Origin of the sequence: Streptomyces sp. NPDC096324 (genome assembly GCF_044763015.1) — a bacterium.
In the GTDB taxonomy this organism is placed as follows: domain Bacteria; phylum Actinomycetota; class Actinomycetes; order Streptomycetales; family Streptomycetaceae; genus Streptomyces.
In genome coordinates this window covers 82,418-106,123 of the sequence record NZ_JBIWFK010000003.1, presented here as the reverse complement: position 1 = coordinate 106,123, position 23,706 = coordinate 82,418, and the positions used below count along the sequence as shown (strand labels likewise).

Here is a 23,706-nt window from a genome sequence, read left to right as displayed (position 1 = left end):
AAGGTAACAAAGGATTCCCGTAGAGCAATTCCCGTCCCGGGAGTTCTTTTCGGCGCGGGGCCCGTCAGTCCCGCAGGAGGTCGGGGACCCCGTCCGCGTCGGGCTCGTCGCGGTCGCTGGAGACGACGGTGAGCTGCTGTGTGGCCCGGGTCAGGGCGACGTACAGGACACGCAGCCCGGCGGGCGACTCGTCGGCGATCTCGGCGGGCGAGACGACCACCGTCGCGTCGTACTCCAGGCCCTTGGCCTCCAGGCTTCCCAGGGCCACCACACGGTCCCCGAGCCCGGCGAGCCAGCGGGCGGCCTCCTCGCGCCGGTTCATGGCGACGACGACGCCCACGGTGCCGTCGACCCGGTCGAGCAGCTGGGCGGCCTCGGCGCGCACGGTCTGCGCCAGGGAGTCCCGTACGACCGCGAAGCGGGGCTCGACGCCCGTGGACCGTACGGCCGACGGGGACTCGGAGCCCGGCATGGCGAGCGCGAGGACCTTGGCGGCCAGCTCGGCGATCTCCGCCGGGTTGCGGTAGTTGACGGTGAGGGTGAAGCGGCGCCGGGGACGGGTGCCGAGCGCCTCGTCACGGGCCTCGGCCGCCTCGTCGGGGTCGGACCACGAGGACTGGGCCGGGTCGCCCACGACCGTCCAGGTGGCGTGCCGGCCGCGCCGGCCGACCATCCGCCACTGCATGGGCGTGAGGTCCTGCGCCTCGTCGACGATCACGTGCGCGTACTCGGTCCGCTCCTGCGCCAGCCGCTCGGCTCGCTCGCGCTGGGTCTCCTCGCGCACCGGCATGAGCTCGTCGAGACCGGTGAGCTGGTCCAGCGGGTCCAGTTCGCGGCGCTTCTTGGGCCGGGCGGGTGTCCCGACGATCGCCTCCAGCTCGTCCAGCATCGCCGCGTCGTGCACGGAGAACCCGTCCCGCTTGAGCGAGCGGGCGACCCGGCGGACCTCGCCGGGGTTGAGGATCCGGCGCGCCCAGCGCCCGAGGCGCCGCTCGTCGGCCATGGCGGCCAGCACCCCGCGCGGGGTCAGCTCCGGCCACCAGGCGTCCAGGAACGCCACGAAACTGTCCTCGGAGGTGACGTCCTCGTCGAACGAGGACCGCAGCTCGGCGGCCAGCGCCGGGTCCGAGTGCCGGGTCCCGGCGCCCGACCTCGCCCACAGCGCGTCCAGCAGCAGTCTGCGGGCGCGCGGGCGCAGCAGGTTGACCGGCGCGGTCCCGCCGAGCACGTTGTGCTTGATCCGGTCCAGTTCGGCGGACTCCAGCTCGATGCGGCGCCCGAAGGCGACGACCCGCAGCCGGGTGGGCGTGCCCGCGTTGGCCTGTTCCGGCTCACCGAGGGCGAGCTGGCCGTTGCCGTTGCCGTTGCCGCCGCCGCGCGCCGTGCCGGCCGGGGTCTCCAGCGCGCCGCGCGCCGCCTTCCGCAGCACCTTCAGCATCCGGTACGAGCCCTTGGCGCGGGCCACCGCCGGGGAGTCGTACAGCGTGGCGGCCACGCCGTCGACGAGCGAGCCGATCGCGCGGATCGCGACCTGGCCCTCCTCGCCGAGCGAGGGCAGCACGCCCTCGGTGTAGGCGACGAGCAGCGGGGTCGGGGAGACGATCAGGATGCCGCCCGCGTACCGGCGGCGGTCCTGGTAGAGGAGGTAGGCGGCCCGGTGCAGGGCCACCGCCGTCTTGCCGGTGCCGGGGCCGCCCTCGACATAGGTCACGGACGCGGCGGGCGCGCGGATCACCATGTCCTGCTCGGCCTGGATGGACGCCACGATGTCGCGCATGGTGTGGCTGCGGGCCTGCCCGAGCGCGGCCATGAGCGCGCCGTCGCCGATGACAGGCAGCTCACGGCCGTCGAGGGAGGCCTTGACCTGCGGACGCATCAGGTCGTCCTCGACCCCGAGGACCCGGCGGCCCTTGGAGCGGATGACGCGACGGCGCACTACCCGGCCGGGGTCGACCGGGGTGGAGCGGTAGAACGGGGCGGCGGCCGGAGCCCGCCAGTCGATCACCAACGGCGCGTACTCGGCGTCCAGGACACCGATACGGCCGATGTGGAGGGTCTCCGCGATGTCGGCGGTGTTGTCCTCACGGACCGCGCCCTCGGCGGGTTCCACGGCGGTGTAGGCGCCGTCGGGCCCCTTCACGCCGTCCTTGCCGCGGAGCAGGTCGATCCGGCCGAAGAGGAAGTCCTCGAACTCGTTGTTGAGACGGTTGAGGTGGATTCCCGCGCGGAACACCTGGGCGTCCCGCTCCGCGAGCGCCCCCGGAGTGCCGACGTGACCGCGCTGGGCGGCGTCGTGCATGAGGAACTCGGCCTCGTGGATCTTCTCCTCGAGGCGCCGGTAGACCCGGTCCAGATGTTCCTGTTCGACCGCGATCTCACGGTCCCGTACGGAGTCGTCCTTGACGGATTCCTCCGGTACGGATGTCCGGACCGAGCCGAGCGCGGTTTCCTGCTGAGCCTGAGCGGCCACCGGGCGCCCCCTTCTGACGTGCTGGGCAGCCGTCAACCGTACGCGAAGGGAGGCCCGCCGGGCTACGTCCGCGCCCGGAGTCCGCTCACGCCTTCACCTCGACGAGGCGCTTCCCCCCGAACGTCATGACCTCGAAGTGGTCGATCTGGTTCGGCTCGAAGGCCGCGCCGCCGTGGACGTAGAGGGGCTGCTTGGCCTCCTCGGTCTTGGCGTTGGGCGTGCCGTAACCCCACTCCGGGACCGACCAGGAGGTGACCGTCTCGCGCTCGCCGTTCTTGCCGACGGCGATCAGGGAGCACTTCTCGGGGCCCGTGACGTTCTTGAGCTGGAGGACCGCGTGGGTGCCCCAGTCCTTCGGCTCGATCGCGACGACGGCGCTGACCTTGGTCTTCGGGTCGACGGCCGACGACTTGTCGGTCATGACCTCGAAGGCGGCCTTGGCCGGGCTGGTGGCGTGCGCCTGCGGCATGTTCGTGCCGGTGTCGTTGCCGCCGTTGACCGCCATGACGGTCAGCGGGCCGCCGATGATCAGCGCGGCCGCGGCGGCCACCAGGTACATGCCGCGTCGGCGCTTCTGGGCACGGCGTGCCGAGACCTCGTCCACCAGCCGCTCCGCGAGCCGTGGGCTCGGGCGGGCCGAGAGGGACTCCGCGATGGCCGGGCTGCCCTGCGAGGCGGGCAGGTCGGCGAGGGCCGCGAGCATCGGTTCCATCCCGGCGAGCTCGTCGAGCTGCTGGGCGCACCACTCGCAGGAGGCGAGATGCTCCTCGAAGGCCGTGGCCTCGATGTCGTCGAGGATGCCGAGCGCGTAGGCGCCGACAGTCTCGTGAATGTTGTCCCCGGACCCTTGCTGTCCTCGTGGACCTTGCATGGCTCCCGGACCACCTGTTCCGTAACCCCCGTACGTGTTCATGCCGTCACCCCCCGCTCCTCAAGAGCCAGCTTCATCGACCGAAGGGCGTAGAAAACCCGTGAGCGCACAGTGCCGCTGGGAATGCCGAGCGTTTCGGCCGCCTCATTGACGGTACGCCCTTTGAAGTAAGTTTCGACCAATACTTCCCTGTGAGCAGGGGTCAGGTCGTCCAGCGCGTCCGACAGTGTCATCAGCCACAACGCCTTGTCGATCTCGTCCTCCGCGGGGATGACCTCCAGCGGCGACGGGTCGACCTCCTGCGGCCGGGCCTGCCGACTGCGGTGGCCGTCGATGACGATGCGCCGGGCGACCGTCACCAGCCAGGGGCGTACCGAACCGGTCGCTCGATTGAGCTGGCCGGCGTTCTTCCAGGCACGGATGAGTGTTTCCTGCACAACGTCTTCGGCGCGCTGCCGGTCTCCGGCCACCAGGCGCAGCACGTAGGCCAGCAGGGGCCCCGCGTGTTCCCGGTACAGCGCACGCATCAGCTCCTCGTCGGGTTCGGTCGACGAGGACTGCTGAGACATGCGATGTCGGGCCCTTGGCTTGTGTTCATCAGCCACGGCTGAATCCTTGCGCACGCCTACCTCCGGTGTCCGGGGGTTCCCCCAGTCGGTCGCTCATCACCGGGTACGTGTGCTGGTACGCGGGTGTTCAAAGTGTTCAGGATTTTTTCTGGGGAAGATGTGTAGACAGCGAAAAGAATGCATATCGATCACCTCACGTCACTGGAACATCACGGACGGGTGTGATCAGGCGCGTGCCAGAGCCGCCCGCCGCCGGTGCCGGGCCACCCGCTCCCGATTGCCGCACACCTCACTGGAGCACCAGCGGCGGCGCCGGCCGCGCGAGGTGTCGAGATAGACGATCGGGCAGTTGTCGCCCTCGCACTGTCTCAGACTCGCCCGCGCGAGCGGGTCGGTGAGCAGATCGAGGGCGTCCCGGGCCACCACAGACAGTAGTTCACCGCTGTACGGCGGAGTGCGGAGCCCCCTGTGCAGTGAACCGTCGTCGGCGCGGACGGCCCGGGGAGCGGGCGGAGCCGCGAGGGCGACGGCGTTGACGCGGGCGAGGGCGCTGTCCGCGGGCCGCCCGTCCAGCTCGCCGCGCACCAACTGGGCGACATGTCCGCGCAGTTCCCGGAAGCCGAGCAGCCAAGAGGCGTCGACGGCGGCCAGGACGGTACCCGCCGGAACCAGCCCGGACGCGAGGACCCAGTCGCTCAACCGGGCGGCCGAGTCGAGGCGTTCCTCGGGATGGGTGGTCGCCGTCAGGTCCAGGCAGATCCGCCCGGAGTCGAACCGCAGCTCGTACGAGGCTGTGGCCATGCCCGATGCCATGCGCCTGTCACCGCCTTGGGGTCACCTGCCGCTGTACCCCCTACAGTGCATGCCCCGGCGCCCCGCCGGAAGACTCGGCACCGGTCCCGTACCGGATGCCCGCCGGATGCTTACCGGGCGCGTGGCGGAACGTGCCGTGGACGCACGCGTATGCGGCCGCGCTCCTCGGCCATGTCACCCGCCGCGGCCCGCCGGTTGACTGAGGGACATGACGGACGACAGCACGGAGCGGCGCGATGCCGCCGCGGGTGTACTGGGTGCGGCCACGGTCGCGACGGGCCTGATCGCGGGGGCCTTCTACGTTTTCGCCTGCGCGGTGATGCCGGCGCTGGCGCGCAGTGACGACCGCGTGTTCATCGAGGTGATGCGGAACATCAACGAGGTGATCCAGAACCCGGTCTTCTTCCTGGGCTTCCTGGGCGCCCTGGCGCTGACGGGGATCGCCGCCTGGCAGTCGCGCGGCACGCCGGACCGGTGGTGGGTGCTGGCCGCGCTCGCCGCGTACACGCTCGCGTTCCTGGTCACCGTGACCGTCAACGTCCCGCTCAACAACGGCCTCGCGGACGCGGGCGACCCCGTGCGGATCGCCGATCCGGCCGCGGTGCGCGACCGGTTCGAGAGCACCTGGGTGGCCTGGAACGTCGTACGGGCACTGCTGTCGACGCTCGCGCTGGCCTGCCTCGCCCGTGCCCTGCTACGGCACCGGCGGCCTCAGGCGTCGGCGTACTTGGCGTCCGCGGCCGGGTCCAGCGCGAGTCGGTAGCCCCGCTTGACGACCGTCTGGATCAGCTTGGGCGCGCCGAGTGCCGTGCGCAGCCGGGCCATCGCGGTCTCCACGGCGTGCTCGTCGCGACCGGATCCCGGCAGCGCGCGCAGCAGTTCGGCCCGTGCCACCACCCAGCCGGGCCGCCGCGCGAGGGCCCGCAGCAGCGACATCCCGGCGGGCGGCACGGGGCGCAGCGCCCCGTTCACCAGCACCGCGTGGCCCCGGATCTCCACCTGGTGCCCGGCGACGGGCAACGTCCGCGCCCGGCCGGGCAGTTCCTGGCAGAGCAGTTGTACGAGGGGGCCGAGCCGGAAGCGTTCGGGCTGGACGGTGTCGATGCCGAGGGCCTGCAACGGCAGCGCGGTGACCGGGCCGACGCAGGCGGGCAGGACGTCGTGGTGGAGCGCGGCGAGGAACTCCGCGCGCACACCGCGCTCCTCGGCCCTGGTCAGCAGGGAGGCCGCGGCGGGGGCGCTGGTGAAGGTGAGCGCGTCCAGCCCGCGGGTGAGGGCCGCGTCGAGCAGCCGGTCGACGGGGCCGATGTCCTCGGGCGGCATCCACCGGTACACCGGCACGAGGACGACCTCGGCCCCGGCGGCGCGCAGCGACTCGACGAACCCGGGCAGCGGTTCCCCGTGCAGTTGTACGGCGATGCGGCGGCCGTCCACACCCTCTTCGAGCAGCCGGTCGAGCACCTCGGCCATCGACTCGGAGGACGGCGACCACTCCTCGGTCAGCCCCTGGGCCCGGACCGCGCCCTTGACCTTGGGCCCGCGGGCGAGCAGTTCCACGCTCCGCAGCCGCGCGAGCAGTTCCTCGCCCAGGCCCCAGCCGTCGGCGGCCTCGACCCAGCCGCGGAATCCGATGGCGGTGGTGGCCACCACCACGTCGGGGGCGTCGTCGATCAACTCCTTGGTGGCGGTGAGCAGTTCGCCGTCGTCGGCGAGGGGCACGATCCGCAGGGCCGGCGCGTGCACGACGGTGGCCCCGCGCCGCTGGAGCAGCACGCCCAGTTCGTCGGCGCGGCGCGCGGCGGTCACCCCAACGGTGAACCCGGAGAGAGGCCCGTGATCGGGTCGCTGCTGTTCGTCGTCCATGGGTTCTCGTCTCGCGCTCGTCGAGTCGTCGTACGGGTCTGTGCTGTCTGTCGTACGTCGCGGCTGATCCGAGCCTGTCAACGGACCGTGACAGGCTCGGATCAAGGTGATGTCGGGCGTGTTACGTCACACCTCGGCGTAGCTGAGCTGGGGCTTCGCCTCTGCGGTGACGCTCGTCCCCGGCTCGGCGGCCGGGCAGCGAAGGTATACGGCCCAGGTGACCGCGAAGGCGGCCGCGTAGAAGACGAGGAAGGTGACGAAGGCGCCGGTGCCGGAGCCGGAGCTGAGGAAGGACTGGCGGAAGGCGAGGTTGATGCCGACACCGCCGAGCGCGCCCACCGCGCCGATGAGCCCCATGGCGGCGCCGGAGAGACGCCGTCCGTGGCGGGCGGCCTCCTCCCCTTCGAGCCCCGCTTCCAGGGCCTTCCGCTGGAAGATGCCGGGGATCATCTTGTACGTGGAGCCGTTGCCGAGCCCGCTGAGCACGAAGAGCACCACGAAGACGGAGACGAACAGCGCCAGCGACCTCTCACTGCTGGCGAACACCAGGACCCCGGTCGCGGCGGCCATGGCGACGAAGTTCCACAGGGTGATCCTGGCGCCGCCGTAGCGGTCGGCGAGCCGGCCGCCGACGGGCCGGATCAGCGAGCCGAGCAGCGGGCCGATGAAGGTGAGGTAGGCGGCTTGGAGCGGTGTCCGCCCGAACTCGACCTGGAGCACCTGGCCGAAGGCGAAGGCGTAGCCGATGAACGATCCGAAGGTCCCGATGTAGAGGAACGCCATGATCCAGGTGTGCGCGTCCTTCGCGGCGTCCAGGGCCGCGCCGGTGTCGTTCCTCACGGTGGTGAGGTTGTCCATGAAGAGGCCGGCGAGGACGGCGGCCACGACGACGAGGGGGATGTAGATCCCGAGGAGCACCCGGGGCCCGCCTGCCGCCCCGATGACGGCGAGCGCCACGAGCTGGATGACGGGGACGCCGATGTTGCCGCCGCCCGCGTTGAGGCCGAGCGCCCATCCTTTCTTCCGCAGCGGGAAGAAGGCGTTGATGTTGGTCATGCTGGAGGCGAAGTTGCCGCCGCCGACCCCGGCCAGCAGTCCGATCACGAGGAAGGTGCCGAACGAGGTGCCAGGCTCCATCACGACGAACGCGGCGACGGTGGGCACGAGCAGGAGACTCGCGGACACGATGGTCCAGTTCCGGCCGCCGAAGAGCGCGACGGCGAAGGTGTAGGGCACCCGCACCACCGCGCCGACGAGCGTCACCATCGAGGTGAGCAGGAACTTGTCGGCCGGGGTGAGTCCGTACTCCGGTCCCATGAACAGGACCAGCACCGACCACATGGTCCAGACGGAGAACCCGATGTGCTCGGACAGCACGGAGAAGAACAGGTTGCGCCGGGCGACCTTCTCCCCCTTCTCCGCCCAGAAGACCTCGTCCTCCGGATCCCACTCCTCGATCCAGCGACCGCCCCGCGCGGGGGCCGTACTCGTGGCTGGGGCAGTCATCTCACGCCTCCATTGGTTCTCCGGGCTTACTGGCCTGCTGTTTCCCGAAGGTAGGGAGGGCGCGTTTCCGCCCTGTGGCTGTGAGTGACCTGAAGGGAACGTTGCTCTCACCCGGCCCCGGACCGCGCCGTGAGGACGGGTCCGGGACCGGGCGAGGGGCGTCCGGCGGACGTGCGCCGTACGCCCCTCGCCCGGGTCGGTCAGACGGCCGCGTTGTGGTACGAGGTGATGGCCCAGGTCCCGTCGGCGGGATCGCGGACGAGCACCCAGGTCGCCCGGTGCTGCCGGCCGGCGGGGACCTCGCTCTCCCCGGCCAGGAGAATCCCGGCCTCGCTGACGACGACGGCGGTGCCGGGCCGCGGGAAACGGATCCGCCGGGGCTCGTCGAGCGGCCTGGACCCCTTCAGCGGCCCCTCGAACGCCGCCGCGATGTACGCACGGATCTCTTCCCGCCCGTCGTTGAAGACACCCGGCATCACGACGGTCGCGTCCTCGGTGTAGAGCGCGGCGAAGGCGTCGGCGTCGTAGTCGGCCCAGGCGGAGTAGAGACGGTCGAGGACGCCGCGGATGTCCTGGCCGTCGTCGGTGGTGCTGGTCATGATGATTCCTTCCCTCGAACGGGTTCGACGCCGGTACGTACTTCCGCGCCGGCCGGAAGTCATCGGTGCCGGGGCGATGAGTTCAGGCGGATCCGGAGGTAGGTACCGGTGAGCGACGGAACGCGGCCGAGGAGCGGATGATGGGGAAACGGGACGACGAGGGTCTGACCGGGGACGAAGGGCGCGACGACGGCGAGGCCCACGGCCACGGCGGGCGCGACGACGGCCTCGGTCGGCACGGGGACTTCGGGGCGCGCGACGACTCCGGCACGCGCGGAGACATCGGGGCACGCGGGGACTTCGAGGCGCGCGGGGACTTCGAGAAGCGGACGGCGCCCTACCGGCGCGAGCTGCTGACGCACTGCTACCGGATGCTCGGGTCGGTGCACGAGGCCGAGGATCTGGTGCAGGAGACGCTGCTCAGGGCCTGGCTCGCGTACGACCGTTACGACGCCGACCGCGCGTCCCTGCGCACCTGGCTGTACCGCATCGCCACCAACAGATGTCTGACCGCGCTGCGCGGCCGCGCCCGCAGGCCCCTGCCGTCGGGCCTGGTCGGCGCGCTCGAGGATCCGGGCGCGCCGATGACACCGGCGGCGGAGGTGCCGTGGCTCGAACCGTTCCCGGACGGGCCCGTTTCCGGGGTCGGGACCGGTGATCCGGCGGGAGTGGTGGCCGCCCGGGGCAGTCTGCGGCTCGCGCTGATCGCCGCGATGCAGTTGCTGCCTCCGCGCCAGCGGGCCGTCCTCATCCTGCGTGACGTACTGGCGTGGTCGGCGACCGAGGTGGCCGAAGCCCTCGGCACGTCGACCGCGTCCGTGAACAGCGCGCTCCAACGGGCCCGGGCACGGCTCGGCGAGGCCGGCCTGACCGAGGACGAGGTGACGGAACCGCCGGACCACGAGGGGCGCGCCGTGATCGACCGCTATCAGCGTGCCTTCGAGGACGCCGACCTCGACACCCTGCGCACCCTGCTCACCCAGGACGTCGTCCTGGAGATGCCTCCGGTCCTCAACTGGTACGTCGGCCCCGACGCCTATGTCGCCTTCATCGCCCGTGTCTTCACGATGCGCGGCAAGGACTGGCGCCTGCGCCCCACCTCGGCCAACGGCCGGCCGGCCCTCGCGGCCTACGTCCGCGCCCCGGACGACACCGCCCACCGCCTGCACACCCTCCAGGTCTTCACGACGACCCACGCGGCGGTGAGCCACACGGTGGTCTTCCAACTCCCGACGGTCTTCGCGGCGTTCGGGCTGGCGGAGGTGTGGGAGGAACAGCCGTGCCCGGGCCGGTAGCTCCCGCGGCGCTAAGGCCGCTGGGGTGACTGCGGCTGCGGCCGCGGTGGTACGGGGCCGGGCTGGGCGGCGTACGGGTTGCCGGGCGCGCCAGGGGCGGTGCCGGGAGGCTGCGGGACGTACGGGCCGGGGGCGTACGGAGCCTGGGGGTTCTGACCGGCGTAGGGATCCTTGAAACCCTGCGAAGGCACGCCGGCATGGGGGACCTGACCCGCGTACGGGGCCTGACCGGCGTATGGGGGCTGGGGTGTCTGCGGGCTCTGACCAGCGTACGGGGGCTGAGGTGGCTGCGGGATCTGACCGGCGTACGGAGGTTGAGGCGTCTGCGGACTCTGCCCGGCGTACGGGGCGTAGGGGCCGTACGGGCCGGTCGGCGGGCCGCCGTACCCCGCCGTCGGCGGCAGATACCGCACCCTTCCGCCCTCCTCCGTCACCGGCGCGAACCCGGCCGCCGCCAGCAGCGCCGCGAACCTGGCGTTCCGCTTGCGCGTGACGACGAGACCGACCGCGAGGACGACCATCAGAACGGCCCACAGGATGCCGGCCCCCGCGAAGGCGACGGAACCCCCACCCGTCCGCACCGCGAGGACGGCGCACCCGACGGTGAGACCGAGCCCCGCGTACAGCATCCGCTTCTCGGCGTTCTTGCCGGTGAGGTCGAAGTTGATGCGGGCCTTGAGGAGTTCCAGGGCGTCAGGGACGACGGGCGGCAACGAGACCCCGTCGGCGGCCTGCGGATACTGCGCCCAGTTCTGCGCGGCACGCGCCTGAGCCTGCGGACCCGGGTCGGGCACGATGAGCATCGTGAGCGCGTTGTTGCGGCCGCCGCCCTGGCGCACGTCCGCGTACTCGTAGCCGAACTGCTGGGCGACGAAAGCGAGTCGGGCCAGCTTCTTCACGGAGGCCATGGGGCTCGTGAGCTGGACCGCCTGCCCCTGCGCCATCAACCGGAACATCTTCCGGATCTGCCGTTTACTCACGCGCCCCTCAACTCCCCACCCGAACCGCCGGTTCACACCAGCAACGACCTCACACTTTCACGCACCGGCATCTTCACGGCTGACACCTGGCGCTGCCCCTCTCCGAGAGCATGTCCTGCGTCACCCAGACGCCGTCCGCATTCCGCTTCAACGTCGTGTTGTAGAAGATGTAGCTGTTCTTCGTGACCGGGGTCCTGTCGACCTTTCCGGTCTTGACGTACTTGTTGTACGCCTTGCCCTGGTCCTCGCAGTACGTGAGCGCCGCCGCTCCATCGCCCTGAAGGGTCACGGACTCGCTGTAGAAGCGGTAAGTGCCGGTGGTCCGGGCCTTGTGGTCCACGAATCGCTGCACGTACTTCTGCGTCGCGGCCGCGAGCTCCTCCGCCGAGTAGAAGCGATAGGCGGGGTCCAGCACATCCTGGTTGGCGATCGCTTGGTCCGTGGCCTTGATGAACAGCTCACCGTCGGCCAGGACAGCGTCCTTGTCCTTGTCGCCCGTCCTGCGCCACTCGAAGGTGTAGTGCAGGTCGGCGGGCAGCTCGATCCTCGGCCGACCCGACTGCGCCGTCGCGCTCGCGCCGGGAGTGGCCGACGCCTCGCCGCCGATGTCCGCCCCGGCGCCCCTGTCGTCGGCCTTCGGCTTGCCGCCGTCCCCGCCGCACGCGGTCAAAACCAGCACGGCGGACGCTCCGACGGCAATGGTCGCAAGCAGACGGGAACGGCGGTTCACGGTGAACTCCTGTGGGGCGCGGAACGGCACCGACACGCCGGCCGTGGCCTGGGTGCCGACACAAACGCGAACGGGCACACGGGCGCACGGGCGACAGCAGCCCGTGGAGTGGACGTACGCAGAATCGCGGCTCAACGGTTGATGGACTGGATCTCCTGGACGACGACGTCCTGGTCGGCCCCGAAGGTGCCGTCCGGAAGGTTCCGGGCGTCGGGTACGCCGGTGCCCGTCCAGTGGATCTTCCAGGTGATGGTGGCCCTCAGCTTGTACGAGCCGTCACCCGAGGAGCGGAGATACTTCACCCCGCACGGAGGCGTCTCTCCGGCTTTGCCCTTCGCGTAGGCCTCGCCGATACGGTCCCCCGTGATCTCGCAGACGCCCGACGCCGGATAGGTCTGCGCGTCCGCCGTACCGGGCTCGATCTTCAAGGAAACCGGCTCCGCCGTCGTCGTCGCGCTCACCTTCAGCAACGGCACCGAAGCCGTCACCGACACCGGCTTGAACTTCGCCGTGTCCAGCCACGCCCACGTCGGCAGGTTCACCTTCGTCGTGCCCTCGGGCGCGAGGTCCACCTTGGTCCCGGGCACGCGTATCTCCGCGTACGCGAGCTGTGCCAGTACCTCGGGGGTGATCGCCTGCGGAATATCCGCCGGCGGGGCGTCGCCCTTGTCGACCCAGAAGATTGCTTTGTTGCAGTCCAGCGCGTGGGGGTCGCCCTCACGGCCCGGCGTGACGTACGAGTCCCACCAGTAGCCCTCGCCGGTCTTGTCCTTGTTGAAGTCCTTGGCCTCGCCGCCGTTGACATACTTGTCGCGCTGTTCCTGGTCCCACTGGGATCCGGTGGACTCGGCGTTCCAGATGGGCTCCAGGTACTTCTGCAGTTCGTCCGGGGTGTACTTCGGAGCGTAGTAACAGGCCGGCGGGGTCCAGTTTCCGGAGGAGGAGGTCACGGGCCCGGCGGCATTCCCGGCCCCGTTCTTGGACCGGTCGAAGACGACAGCTCCGGCGGTGGCCGAGAGTTTGCCGTCTCCGTGCGAATCGCCGTGCTGCTGCGTCTGTCCGACGTTGCCGTCGCCACCCCGTCCGCCCGCATAGGCGATCCCGGGAGCCAGGGCCGCAACGGCCATCACTGTCGCGGCCGTCACTAGCCTGGATGCTTGCTTCACGGCTGGCATGCTTTGGCCCCCCGGTCCGAGATGATGTCCGTCGTCTGCCACACTCCCCGACCGTTCTTTACGAGCTTGGCGTTGTAGAGCACGTAGCTGTCGGCTGTCGTGGGAGTGTTCTGGGTCTTCTTGGTCTTGCGGTTCTTGAGGAACGACTTGCTCTCGTCCGAGCAGTAGACAACCGACGCCGCCGTGTCACTGGACAAGGTCACGCGCCGGTTGAAGTAACGCGTGGTGCCGACCCACGTGTCTCCCTTGTCGAGGTACCCCTGGACGTAGGTGATCGCGGCGTTGAGCGCCTTGCCTGAGTTGTAGAAGCCCAACGCCTTGGTGTTGACGCTCCCCTGGAAGATCGCGTCATCCATGGAGTTGACGCTGAGGGCGCTGTCCGCGAGGACGGCGTCCTTCGTCGGGTCGCCGGTCTTCTCGTCCTCGAACACGTTCTTGACGCCGGCGGGGAAAACGATCTCGGGGCGCCCGGAGTCCCCCGCCGAAGCGGTCGCGCTCGGTGACGGGGACTTACTGGTACCGGTGTCCGCGCCGGCGATCTTGTCGTTGGCCTTCGGCTTGTCAGCGCCCCCACCGCATGCGGTCAAAAGCAGCGCGGCTGACGCTCCGACAGCGACTGTGGCAAGCAGGCGGGAACGGCGGTTCACGGCAGACTCCTGAGCAACGTGGGGTGCGGAAGGGCACCAACACGCTAACGGCGGCCTGTGCGACGACACCAGCGCGAACGGTGCCAACCCAGTAACAGTGGTTGCCCATAGAGGCCCATAGTGTGGCCAACTGCCTTACCGGCAGCCTCGTTTGAACGCGACCCTTCGGGCCGACGGTTCACCTGGTTGCTGTCCGCAAAGACCCCGACCCCTCGAAGCTGGTCATCGTCGCGATGCGGCGGAGGATCGCCCGGTACTGCTCGCGCCGTCCGACAGCAGTCGTGCTCAGCGTGAACACGGCCAGCCGCCTGCAGTCCGGATGCGGCAGGTGGGCCCGGAACTGGATCAAGGGTGTCCGAGGAAGCCCTTCGACCGCGTCGGGGACATGAACGGTCTCGCTGAACGTGACCGGCCCGCAGGGAAGTTCGGCGTACTCGATGACTGTCCGCGCGTCGAGCCCGCTCACGGCACGGGCGGCCGTGACGGCTCGCGGCGCCACGGCCGTGGTCCGCCAGGAGACGGTGAAGAACGACAGCAACGGTCCGCCGCCGGTCCCGGCCCCCTCGTCGACGTCGTCCCGGTGCAACCCGATCGAGCAGTGAACGGTTCCCTCCTCACGTAACGCAGCGAGCAGTTGCTGCCCTTGAGTGAATTGGGCGAGGAACCGCTGCCGTACCGTCTCATCGAGAGCCGCCTGGAGGAACGGCGCGAGGGCCGTACGCAGATCTTCTGCCGCCGGGGAGTCCGGTGCGGGCAGCAGCGCGTCGAGCGGCACCGCGGTGAAGCCGGCGGGCTCCGCGAACCAGATGTCCGCGTCGGGGTCTTCCGCCGAATCGGCGACGGTGAAGCGGGGGGCCGTGGTCATCGGATCCTGCCCGGTACGAGTCAGTGGGGATGCGAGTGCGGGCGCACCGCGTCGGGGACATGGGCACCGGAACGACGGGCCCGTTCGAGGGCGGCCGGACTCGCGTTCCAGTCGGTCGGCTCGATGCCCCGGCGGCCCGTGGCCGTGCGCTGGTAGAGCAGGTGCAGCCGCTTGGGGGCCTCGCCTTTCCGCCGGGAAGCCGCGATGACGGCGATGAAACGGGGATCACCGGCGAACCAGAGCGGCTCGATCTCCGCCTTCAGCTCCGGCTTCGTACGAGCGGTACCGAACCGTCGCATCCACCAGAAGGTACGCATCCCGGAAAGAAACAGCAGTGGAATGCGCTCCCCCGGCTCCTCAGGGTTGGGCAGCTCCAGCCACATCTCATTCTCTTCGACCAACGGATGCCGGTTCCGGCCCCGGGGCACATCCGAGAGAAACTGCCAGGGGTACTGCCAGAGCACGCGCTGAATGTAGATGGAGGGCCGGATGTAGGCGAGTTGGAGGACGGCTCGGAAGGTCGCATACCCCAGGAGGGGGACGAAGAGCGGGGTGAACCCCGGCGACAGAAAGACCACCAGGACAGCCAACAAGCCGATCCAGACAGCGAACCAGCCCACCAAGCGCAGAACGAGCAAGATCAAGTGCTCAACGAAGGCCCTTCTGGTCGGGGGGTGGTCCCATGCGGTCGGGTACTCGGTCGGAGTCATGCGGTGTCTGCTCTCTGTTCGGAAATCACAAAACGTGACGGGCGATATCGACAAGACCTCCGGCGTCGAGGCCAAGCCTGGCGCCGTCGATAGTCGCCACCGAGCCGTCCTTGATCCCGTCGTCGGTGTCCACCGCGGTCATGGCGAGGCCAACGCCAGCGGTGCCGACGCCCACCGAAGCCGAGGTGACCTCAATCCCTTTCGTGATCTGTGCCGCTCTGGCGCCGCGAACCGTAAAACCGAGCAACGCATTGTCCAAGCTCGAAATGGATTTCGCGTGCTCCATGGTGCTGCTCCCAAACCGGACGGCCCGTTGCCCCAGGGAGAGGGCTTCACCCGTCTCACTCGCAGCCCGAAGCCCAACCGCAGCGCCCTTACCCACGGCGGCAATGCCGGGAATCATGCCTAGAGCGTCACCCCCGACAGTCACGAGGTTGCTCCAAAAGTCGGTGTCGAGCTCCCCCTTGGCAAAGCCATCTCGCAACGACGCCCACACCGTCGGATGCTCAGAGACTCTGGTGGTCAACGACGTCGCACTCAAAGCCGACGCAGCCAGCAGCAACACCGCGGCCAACGTCCCACCCGACACAACGAACAACGCAACCAAGCCGATCACCGCCCCCAGCGTGCTCAAGATGTCCGGCAGGTTTTCGATGACCCAGTCGAGTGCCGAGTCGAACCAACCCGGCTCATGCGGGGCCAGCTTCTTCGTGGCGTCGCGGATCTTTCCGGCGCGCAGACAGGCCCGGCGCTCGTGTTCCCCGGCGAGTTCGCGCGCCGTCCCCCGAATCCTGCGCAGGGCGTCCTCGGCGTCGTCCACCGCCGTGTTCGCCTTGGTCAGTGCCTTCCGCGCCTCGTCGTGCGCGGCGCCCTTCCCTTCCAGGTCGGGGCTGTCACCCGCCTTCGTGGCATGCCCCCTCGCCCGGTCCAGGGCGGCCTGGGCGTCCTTCGCGTCCTGTTCGAGTCGCTTCGCCCGCCGCTGGAAGTCGTCGAGTTCGCCTTCCCAGCGGTCGAGTTGTCCGGCCGCCTTCCGGATGGAGTGCGCCGCGTTCTTCAGGTTCAGGGGAAGCGGTCCGCCGTCCAACTGCTCCCGGAAGGCGACGGCCGCGTCGCCCTTCCAGTAGCTGCCGTCCATCAGCCTGGTGACGAGCCCGTGCGTCTCCTCTAGAACCTTCGCGCACTCCGTGAGCTTCTTGCGGAGGGCGCTCACGGTCTCCGTACGGCCCGGCACCGGATCGAAGCCGAGATGCGGGTGGTCGGGGTGGGGGATGCGCGAGTCGGGCGCCGCCCCCGTGCCCTCGGGCGCGTACGTCACCTCGTACCGCCGCCCCTGCCGTTCCCGGCCTTCCCCAGAGCCTGCTCCAGGGCCCTGTCCACCTCGCGGTAGCTGTCCCGGCTCTTCCCGATGATCTTGGCCAGGTCCTCGGTCTGCTCGCCGATCTGGTCGGCCCCGTACTTCCAGTTGTCCTGGAATTCCTCGCAGGCACTGTCGAGATCGTCCGTTCCCAGACCGGAGACCGTGGCGTCCCCCAACGCCCTGCGCAAGCCCTGCAACGACTCGGTCGACTTGCCGAGCATCTTCATGAAGTGCGACAGCTCATCGCCGTCGACAGCCAACCGCTCCGCCACGCCCTCTGCTCTCTCCGGATCTCAGGGAGTCCGTGGAGCCGGACTCAGCGGTTGATGGACTGGATCTCCTGGACGACGACGTCCTGGCCGGCCCCGAAGGTGCCGTCCGGCAGGTTCCGTGGCGCTGGTATGCCGGTGCCCGTCCAGTGGATTCGCCAGGTGAGGGTGGCTTGCAACCGGTAGGAGCCGGTGCCCGAGGAGCGCAGGTACCGCAGCCCGCATGGGGGCGTCTGCCCGGCCTTGCCCTTCGCGTACGCCTCGCCGATGCGGTCGCCCGTGATCTCGCAGACGCCCGACGCCGGATACGTCTGTGCGTCCGCCGTTCCGGGGTCGATCCTCAACGAAACCGGCTCCGCCGTCGTCGTCGCCGTCACATTCAGCAGCGGCACCGACGCCGTCACCGACACCGGCTTGAACTTCGCCGTGTCCAGCCACGCCCACGTCGGCAGGTTCACCTTCGTCGTCCCCGCCGGGGCCAGGTCCACCTTCGTCGACGGCACGCGCATCTCCGCGTACGCGAGCTGCGCCAGCATCTGCGGGGTGATCGCCTCCGGAGCATCCGCCGGCGGGGTCGCGCCCTTGTCGACCCAGAAGGTGTCCTTGGTGCATCTGGAGGCGGCCGGGTCGCCCTCACGGCCCGGCGTGACGTACGCGTCCCACCAGTAGCCCTTGCCGGACTTGGCCTTGTTGAAGTCCTTGTACGGATGCCCGTTCACGTAGGTGTCGCGCTGATCCGCGTCCCACTGGTACCCCGTCGATTCGAGGCCCCAGATCGATTCCTTGTACGTCTGCATCTGGGCCGGGGTGTATTTCGGAGCGTAGTAGCAGGCGGGCGGGACCCAGCCACCCGAGGCCGAGGTCACCGGTCCGGCAGATTCACCGCCCCGGTTCCGCGAACGATCGAACACGACAGCACCGGCGGCGGCAAAGAGGTTGCCCTTGCTGTCCACACCTCCAGAAGCCTGACCGCCGGGAGAAAGTGTCTTAGCCCCTCCGCTGATCTCGGTGTCGGCCAGGGCAGGGGCCGCACTCAGACAGAGCGAACCGATCACCACGGCGGAGGTCAACCCTCGCCGACCGGCGCTCAGGGCCGGCACTTTGCGTTTCCCCTCTGAGAGAAGAGCTTCTCGACGACCCAGACGCCCTTGTCGTTCTTGCGCAACTGGGTGTTGTACAGAACGTAGCTGTTGTTCGTGACGGCCGTTCTGTTGATCCTCTTCGGTTTGAGATACATGTCGTACGCGTGGCTCTGGTCCTCGCAGTAGACGAGCGACGCGTCGGTGGAATCGTTCAGGGCTACAGTCGCCGCGTAATAGCGAAACACGCCCGTTGTACGGGCCTTGGCGTTGACGTATGCCTGGACGAACTTCTGGGTTTGCGCGGCTGCTTCGCCCTCGTAGTAGAAGAGGTATGCCTCGTCGAGGGCGTCCTGGTTCACGATGGCCAGGTCGACGGCCTTGATCGACTGCTCGCCGTCCTCCAGTACCGCGTCCTTGACCTTGTCGCCCGTTCTGGGCCACTCGAACGTGTAGGTGAGATCCGACGGCAACTCGATCTCCGGTCGACCCGCCAAAGACGTCGCGCTCGGCGAAGCCGGCGTCGCGCTCCCCGCCCCCACCCCCGCGATCCCGCGCGTCTCGTCACCCCCGCCGCAGGCGGTCAGCAAGAGCAAGGCGGCTGTCGGGAGCAGGCAGGCGCGGCGGTTCACGGGAGCTCCTGGCGGCGTGGGGTGCGGGAGGGGCGGCGGCACGTCACGCTAGCGGGGCCCCTGCCCACGACACCAGGACGAAGGGCGCCGAGCAGGTGGATATAGGGGTTCATAGCATGACCAAACGGCCACCCAGAACCTTCGATTGAGTGACATCACGGGATGAAAGGGGACCAGGGGCAGGACCGGGACAAGGGCCGGGGCCGAGATCGGGACGAGGGGTGCCCCCGCGAGTCGGCGCAGTGAAGCACCAGCCAAGGAACACCCCGTCGCTCAGCCGCCGCTAGGCCTTCGCCCGGTGCCCCCGGGGCGACGAACGCCCCCCGCCCCCGCGGCCCTTGGCCCCGTTCGGCCAGAGGCGCGGGCTCCGTTTGGCGGCGATGTCCTCGATCCAGCCGAAGGCCAGGATGGTCAGGCCTATCAGCGGCCACACCAGGACGAACATCCACAGGCTGTAGGTGGAATCGAGGGCCGCCGCCGCCCCGTCGTTGTCCATGAAGGGGAGGTTGTAGAGCTGGTCGAGGATCGGGACCGTGGCCATGATGAGCGTGTTGTGCCACAGGTAGATCGTGACCGCGCGGTTGTTGGACAGCGTCACCAGCTTGTCCCACCGGGCGAGGCGGCCCGGCAATTCCCGCCAGGACGGGCTGTACTGGAGCAGGATCACGACGAATCCGAAGGACCACATCGCGTCGGCCAGCGGGATGTCGTTCATGTCCCAGCCGTCGGGGCCCAGATGACCCGAGGCCCACCACAGGGCGAAGGCCATCATCAGGGCCGAGCAGGAGATGGCGATGTAGCGCGGGACCTTCACGAGCATTCCCTCGTGGTGGGCGAAGCCCAGGATCCAGCAGCCTCCGTAGACGGTGAAGTCGGTGACGGTGTTGCCGGTCTCACCGGGGATGGTGACCAGCCCGGTGCCGACCACGGCCGTCAGGGCGAGGGGAGCCAGCGCCGTCGCCCACGGAGCACGGCGGAACGCCCACAGCAGGAACGGGGACGCGACCACGAACCACAGGTAGGCGCGCAGGTACCAGAGGACACCCGCCGCCTCGACCGCCCAGGTGTCCTCGAACAGGCCCGACGGGGAACCCAGATGCCAGGGGAACGGAGGGGCGCCGATCGGGACGACATAGTCGAGCAGCTCCGCCACGTGCCAGCCGCCACCGAGGTCGGGGTCCTTCGCGGGGTTCCAGCCGCCCAGGAACATCATGGCGAGCACCACCGCGCCGAACGCCCACAGCGGGGGCAGCAGACGCCTGAGACGTCCCCGGATCACGCTCAGCGGCGGCCGGCTCAACGAGCGCGCCATCAAGGAACCCGCCAGCGCGAACATCACGCCCATGGAGGGGAAGAGGATCGTCAGCCAGGCCCAGCCGAACAGGTGGTACACGACCACGCGGACCAGCGCCATGGACCGGAGCAGGTCCAGATAGCGATCGCGGCCGCCGGGGCGGCGCGGCGCCGGGTCCGTACCCCGCGCCTTACCGTGGTCCTTCGTACCGGGTTCCCGGGTACCGGGGTCCCGCGCACCGGGGTCCCGCGCACCGGGGTCCATACCCGGCTGCCGCTGCCCCTGCCCCTGCCCCTGCCCCTGCAACGACCCCGGCAACGGCGGGCGCAGCCATGCGTCCGCGGGCGCTCCCGGGTCCGTACGTGGCTGCGGGACCGCCGGCCTCGGGGTGCCCAGCGGCGGAGTCGCCCCCGCCGGGTACTCGTGAGTGGTCATCCGACCGGCCTCCGTTCGTTCCCGCCGTGCGACGCCGGCTGCCGAGGAACCGGTCCCGGGGCCGAACCCGGGACGGATCCCGGTGCCGCGCCCACGACGCCGGTGCGGCGCAGCTTCTGCCAGCGCAGCCGGCCGCCGGTGAGGGCGGTGATCCAGGACTGCAGCAGGACGACGTACATCAACTGCCGGTAGAGGATCTGTTGCAGGGGCAACGAGATCAGATGGGTCATGCGCTCCTTGTCCAGGCGGAACGCGTACGCCGCGCACACCGCCTGAATGGTGAGGACACCGAGCCAGGCGACGATCGTCTTCCCGGTCGGGCCGAAGACGACGCCGTACAGGAGGAAGACGTCGATCAGCGGCGCGAGGAGCGGGGCCAGGACCATGAACAGGGAGACCAGGGGCAGGCCGATCCGGCCGAAGCGGCCCGAGGGGCCCCCTTCGATCAGGGCGCGGCGGTGTTTCCAGATCGCCTGCATGGTGCCGTAGCACCAGCGGTAGCGCTGGGACCACAGTTGCTGGACGGACTCCGGGGCCTCGGTCCAGGCGCGCGCGTCCTCCGCGTAGACGACCCGCCAGCCGTCACGGTGGAGGGCCATCGTGATGTCGGTGTCCTCGGCGAGCGTGTCGTCGCTCATGCCGCCGACCCGTTCGAGCGCGGTGCGGCGGAAGGCTCCGACGGCACCGGGGATGGTCGGCATGCAGCGCAGCAGGTCGTACATGCGGCGGTCGAGGTTGAAGCCCATCACGTACTCGATGTGCTGCCAGGAGCCGATGAGGGACTCCCGGTTGCCGACCTTGGCGTTGCCCGCGACCGCGCCGACCCTGGGATCGGCGAAGGGCTGGACGAGTTCGCGGACGGTCGCCGGCTCGAAGACGGTGTCGCCGTCCATCATCACGATGATGTCGTGACACGCGTTCGCCAGGCCCCGGTTGAGGGCGGCGGGCTTGCCGGCGTTCTCCTGGCGTACGACGCGTACGCCGGGCAGGCGCATGTCCTCGACGATGCGGGCGGTGCCGTCGCCCGAGCCGTCGTCGATGACGATGATCTCGATGGGGTGCTCGCTCGCCATGAGGGAGTTCACGGTGTTCTCGATGCACTTGGCCTCGTTGTACGCCGGGACCAGCACCGTCACCGGTTCGGTGACCGGCGCCGCGCCCCAGCGGAAGTCCTTGCGGCGGACCCGGCGGGCGTGCAGCGCGGAGAGCAGGAGCATCATCCCGAAGCGGGTGAAGACCAGCACGCCGATGATCGCGATCCCGACGACCAGGACGTCGGTGGTCTTTTCCGAGGCCTGCACCAGGAAGATCCAGGCCCTGCCCTTCCAGAGGTCGACGCCGGTCACCGGGGTGTTCGCGCTCGGCGCGTCGAGTGCCTCGGTGAGGTTCTGGAACGCGTAGCCCCTGGCCTGCAGTCGGGGCAGGAACTCGGTCAGGGCCTGCACGGTCTGGTGACGGTCGCCGCCCGAGTCGTGCATCAGGACGATGGCGCCCTTGCCGCCCTTGGGTGTGGCCCGGCGGACGATCTCGTCGACGCCCGGCTTCTTCCAGTCCTCGCTGTCGGTGTTGTTGACGACGGTGATGTAGCCGCGGGTTCCGACGTACTGCGCCACCGGCCAGGACCTGTCGTCCATCGCGTCGGCGAACGAGGAGTACGGGGGGCGGAACAGGGAGCTGCGGATGCCCGCCGCGCCCTCCAGCGCCAGTTGGTTCTGCGACAGTTCCCAGTCGATACGGCTCTTGGACTGGTACGACAGGTCGGGGTGGTTGAAGGTGTGCAGGCCGACCTCGTGGCCCTCCCTCACCATCCGTTCGACGAGGTCCGGGTAGCGCGAGGCCATGGTGCCGGTGACGAAGAAGACCGCGTGGGCGTGGTGCGCCTTGAGGACGTCCAGGACCTTGGGGGTCCAGGTCGGGTCCGGGCCGTCGTCGAAGGTGAGGACGAGACGGTGGTCCGGGACGCTGAGGCTGGTGGTGCGGCCGCTGCGGGTGTCGATCACCGGGCCGCCGTCGAGGATCTTCTGCGGCACCTTGTCCGTGGCCGCCTCGGGCCGGACGCGGTGGTCCGCGAGGATCTCGCTGTGCACGTAGCCGCGCAGCATCAGCATCGCCATCATCGCGACCAGGACGACGAGGGGCAGCAGGAAGCGCATGGGGAGGCGGCGGCGCGGGGCGTCGCGGTCCTGGCGCAGTGTGGTGGGTCCGGCGGGTGCGCGTCGGCGGAGGCCGCTCATTCGGTACCGGCCCCCGCTCCGGTGGAGCCTGTGGTGCCGGTGGTCTCCGTGGGGGCGGGTGTGCTGCCGGGGGTGGTCGCCGGGGCGGAGGCCGAGGGCTGGCCGTCCGCCGAGACGGACGGCTGGGGCTCGGGGTCCGGGTCCTTGGGGGTGACGCCGGGGTTCGGCTTCTTGGTCGCCGACGTGCTGGGCTTGGGGTCGCCGGACGCGCCCGTCGCGGAGGCGGAGGCGGAGGCGCCGGACGAGGCGCTCGAACCGGGTGAGGGTGTCGTGCCGTCGGAGGCCTTGGCCCGCGCGCCGGGCGCGGTGGCGGCGCCCCTGCCGGCGGGGTTCACCGACTGCGTGGGCAGCGGGGAGGTCTCGACCTTCCCCGCGGGCGTGTCCTCCTCCTGGCCCGGCACCGGGAGCCAGGGAGCGTTCGAGTTGCCCGAGAGGAGCGTGGCGACGATCACGACGGCGTAGACCGCGCAGGCCACGGCGACGAGCATGCCGAGGCGGCGGAAACGGCGGCTGCGGCGGCCGGAGGCGTCGACGAAGACGGGTCCGTCGGCCGCCTCGGCGGTTCCCGGGGCGTCCTTGCCCGCTCGGCCCGGCCGGCCGGGTGGCGTACGGCCGTGCCGGGCGCCCGTCTCCCGACTCGCGCCGTCGAGCTGGACGGTGACCTCGTGCGGGTCGTGCCCGTTCGCCGGCTCGCCGGGGTTCTCCCCGGAAGCGCGCGGCGCAGGGTCGACGTCCGGTGCCGAGGCGGGGAGCGGCCCGGTCGCCGGACCGTCGTCGAAGGTGGGTCCGTCGCTGAAGAAGGGCCGTACCTGGGTCGTACGGGTGTGGGACGGCCGCTCCGCCGTGACCGTGCCTCCGGCGGCGGACCACGCCTCCGGTTCCCGCTCGGACGTGGGTCCCGCGTCGGACCGGCGGCGGCCTAACCCGTCGCTCTCCGGCGCACGGCCGACGAGCCCGTCGCTCTCCGGCACACGACCGGTCGGCACGTAGGACTCCGGCACACGACCGGCGAGCACGTCGGTCTCCGGCTCCGGGATTCGCTCGGGACGTCCGCCGACCGCTCGCTCGGCGCGTTCTCCGTGTTCGGGACTGATGCCAACCCCCATATCCGGCCACGAAAGGGTTCTGTCGGCCTGCGGCCGGGCGGTCGGCCCTCCGGCCTCCCGCACAGGTGACGGATCGATGCGGCGCCCGTCCCGTCGATCGATCTCCCGGTCGGCCGGTTGGGTGTCTTTCCGCCAGTTCTCCACGCGCACGTGCATCCCCCCATGGGACTGCTCACGGGTGCGCGACGACTCCGGGCAAATGCTGTC

Annotated in this window: 22 protein-coding genes; 2 read left to right on the top strand and 20 right to left on the bottom strand. The window is 70.1% G+C overall.

Going from position 1 to position 23,706, the window contains the following annotated elements; genetic code table 11:
• Positions 1-64: 64 nt before the first annotated feature.
• From ACIQ7M_RS07895 to ACIQ7M_RS07880, 4 genes are all read right to left on the bottom strand, one after another.
• Positions 65-2,470, bottom strand: coding sequence for a HelD family protein (locus ACIQ7M_RS07895; RefSeq protein ID WP_403641126.1), 2,406 nt, complete (start codon positions 2,468-2,470; stop codon positions 65-67).
• A gap of 85 nt (positions 2,471-2,555) precedes the next feature.
• Positions 2,556-3,341 (bottom strand): zf-HC2 domain-containing protein, encoded by a 786-nt coding sequence (locus tag ACIQ7M_RS07890; RefSeq protein WP_355768953.1) that lies wholly within the window; start codon positions 3,339-3,341, stop codon positions 2,556-2,558.
• Between the two features lie 38 nt (positions 3,342-3,379).
• Positions 3,380-3,910 (bottom strand): sigma-70 family RNA polymerase sigma factor, encoded by a 531-nt coding sequence (locus ACIQ7M_RS07885; protein WP_037619265.1) that lies wholly within the window; start codon positions 3,908-3,910, stop codon positions 3,380-3,382.
• 225 nt (positions 3,911-4,135) lie between these two features.
• Complete coding sequence (locus tag ACIQ7M_RS07880) at positions 4,136-4,723, bottom strand: CGNR zinc finger domain-containing protein (RefSeq protein WP_403641123.1); 588 nt, start codon at positions 4,721-4,723, stop codon at positions 4,136-4,138.
• A 208-nt stretch (positions 4,724-4,931) separates the two neighbouring features.
• On the opposite strand from ACIQ7M_RS07880, the gene ACIQ7M_RS07875 reads away from it, so the two are divergent.
• A complete protein-coding gene (locus ACIQ7M_RS07875) occupies positions 4,932-5,486 on the top strand; it encodes a DUF1772 domain-containing protein (RefSeq protein WP_403641120.1) in 555 nt (184 codons plus the stop codon).
• Here the strand turns inward: ACIQ7M_RS07875 and ACIQ7M_RS07870 are convergent.
• From ACIQ7M_RS07870 to ACIQ7M_RS07860, 3 genes are all read right to left on the bottom strand, one after another.
• Positions 5,435-6,586 carry a uroporphyrinogen-III synthase gene (locus tag ACIQ7M_RS07870; RefSeq protein WP_355768962.1) on the bottom strand — a complete coding sequence of 384 codons (1,152 nt, stop codon included), beginning with the start codon at positions 6,584-6,586 and terminating at the stop codon, positions 5,435-5,437. The two genes, ACIQ7M_RS07875 and ACIQ7M_RS07870, sit on opposite strands and share 52 nt — an antisense overlap.
• 126 nt (positions 6,587-6,712) lie before the next feature.
• A complete protein-coding gene (locus ACIQ7M_RS07865) occupies positions 6,713-8,092 on the bottom strand; it encodes a nitrate/nitrite transporter (RefSeq protein ID WP_403641117.1) in 1,380 nt (459 codons plus the stop codon).
• A gap of 200 nt (positions 8,093-8,292) precedes the next feature.
• The gene (locus ACIQ7M_RS07860) at positions 8,293-8,691 is read right to left on the bottom strand and encodes an SgcJ/EcaC family oxidoreductase (protein ID WP_403641114.1); all 399 of its coding nucleotides are present in this window, start codon (positions 8,689-8,691) and stop codon (positions 8,293-8,295) included.
• Positions 8,692-8,831: 140 nt separating this feature from the next.
• Between ACIQ7M_RS07860 and ACIQ7M_RS07855 the strand changes: the two genes are divergently transcribed.
• Positions 8,832-9,986 (top strand): sigma-70 family RNA polymerase sigma factor, encoded by a 1,155-nt coding sequence (locus tag ACIQ7M_RS07855; protein WP_403641111.1) that lies wholly within the window; start codon positions 8,832-8,834, stop codon positions 9,984-9,986.
• 11 nt (positions 9,987-9,997) lie between these two features.
• Here ACIQ7M_RS07855 and ACIQ7M_RS07850 read toward each other — a convergent pair whose 3' ends face one another.
• From ACIQ7M_RS07850 to ACIQ7M_RS07790, 13 genes are all read right to left on the bottom strand, one after another.
• Entirely contained in the window at positions 9,998-10,966 is a 969-nt protein-coding gene (locus ACIQ7M_RS07850) for a hypothetical protein (RefSeq protein ID WP_403641108.1), read from the bottom strand.
• 73 nt (positions 10,967-11,039) lie between these two features.
• Complete coding sequence (locus tag ACIQ7M_RS07845) at positions 11,040-11,696, bottom strand: hypothetical protein (protein ID WP_403641105.1); 657 nt, start codon at positions 11,694-11,696, stop codon at positions 11,040-11,042.
• A 131-nt stretch (positions 11,697-11,827) separates the two neighbouring features.
• Entirely contained in the window at positions 11,828-12,871 is a 1,044-nt protein-coding gene (locus tag ACIQ7M_RS07840) for a hypothetical protein (protein WP_403641102.1), read from the bottom strand.
• Positions 12,859-13,518, bottom strand: a complete 660-nt coding sequence (locus ACIQ7M_RS07835; protein WP_403641099.1) for a hypothetical protein — start codon at positions 13,516-13,518, stop codon at positions 12,859-12,861. Before ACIQ7M_RS07835 ends, ACIQ7M_RS07840 begins: the two co-directional genes overlap by 13 nt.
• A gap of 178 nt (positions 13,519-13,696) precedes the next feature.
• The gene (locus ACIQ7M_RS07830; protein WP_403641096.1) at positions 13,697-14,383 is read right to left on the bottom strand and encodes a hypothetical protein; all 687 of its coding nucleotides are present in this window, start codon (positions 14,381-14,383) and stop codon (positions 13,697-13,699) included.
• A 20-nt stretch (positions 14,384-14,403) separates the two neighbouring features.
• On the bottom strand, positions 14,404-15,093 hold the full coding sequence (locus ACIQ7M_RS07825; RefSeq protein WP_403641093.1) for a hypothetical protein: 690 nt from the start codon (positions 15,091-15,093) through the stop codon (positions 14,404-14,406).
• Positions 15,094-15,118: 25 nt separating this feature from the next.
• A complete protein-coding gene (locus ACIQ7M_RS07820; protein WP_403641090.1) occupies positions 15,119-16,408 on the bottom strand; it encodes a putative T7SS-secreted protein in 1,290 nt (429 codons plus the stop codon).
• Complete coding sequence (locus tag ACIQ7M_RS07815; RefSeq protein WP_403641087.1) at positions 16,405-16,722, bottom strand: type VII secretion target; 318 nt, start codon at positions 16,720-16,722, stop codon at positions 16,405-16,407. Before ACIQ7M_RS07815 ends, ACIQ7M_RS07820 begins: the two co-directional genes overlap by 4 nt.
• Positions 16,723-16,766: 44 nt before the next feature.
• Entirely contained in the window at positions 16,767-17,810 is a 1,044-nt protein-coding gene (locus ACIQ7M_RS07810; protein ID WP_403642184.1) for a hypothetical protein, read from the bottom strand.
• Entirely contained in the window at positions 17,807-18,430 is a 624-nt protein-coding gene (locus ACIQ7M_RS07805) for a hypothetical protein (RefSeq protein ID WP_403641084.1), read from the bottom strand. Before ACIQ7M_RS07805 ends, ACIQ7M_RS07810 begins: the two co-directional genes overlap by 4 nt.
• Before the next feature lie 283 nt (positions 18,431-18,713).
• Positions 18,714-20,159 (bottom strand): acyltransferase family protein, encoded by a 1,446-nt coding sequence (locus tag ACIQ7M_RS07800; RefSeq protein ID WP_403641081.1) that lies wholly within the window; start codon positions 20,157-20,159, stop codon positions 18,714-18,716.
• Positions 20,156-22,393, bottom strand: coding sequence for a glycosyltransferase (locus ACIQ7M_RS07795; RefSeq protein ID WP_403641078.1), 2,238 nt, complete (start codon positions 22,391-22,393; stop codon positions 20,156-20,158). The genes ACIQ7M_RS07800 and ACIQ7M_RS07795 overlap by 4 nt, the downstream gene beginning before the upstream one ends.
• The gene (locus ACIQ7M_RS07790; RefSeq protein ID WP_403641075.1) at positions 22,390-23,379 is read right to left on the bottom strand and encodes a hypothetical protein; all 990 of its coding nucleotides are present in this window, start codon (positions 23,377-23,379) and stop codon (positions 22,390-22,392) included. Before ACIQ7M_RS07790 ends, ACIQ7M_RS07795 begins: the two co-directional genes overlap by 4 nt.
• Positions 23,380-23,706: the final 327 nt, after the last annotated feature.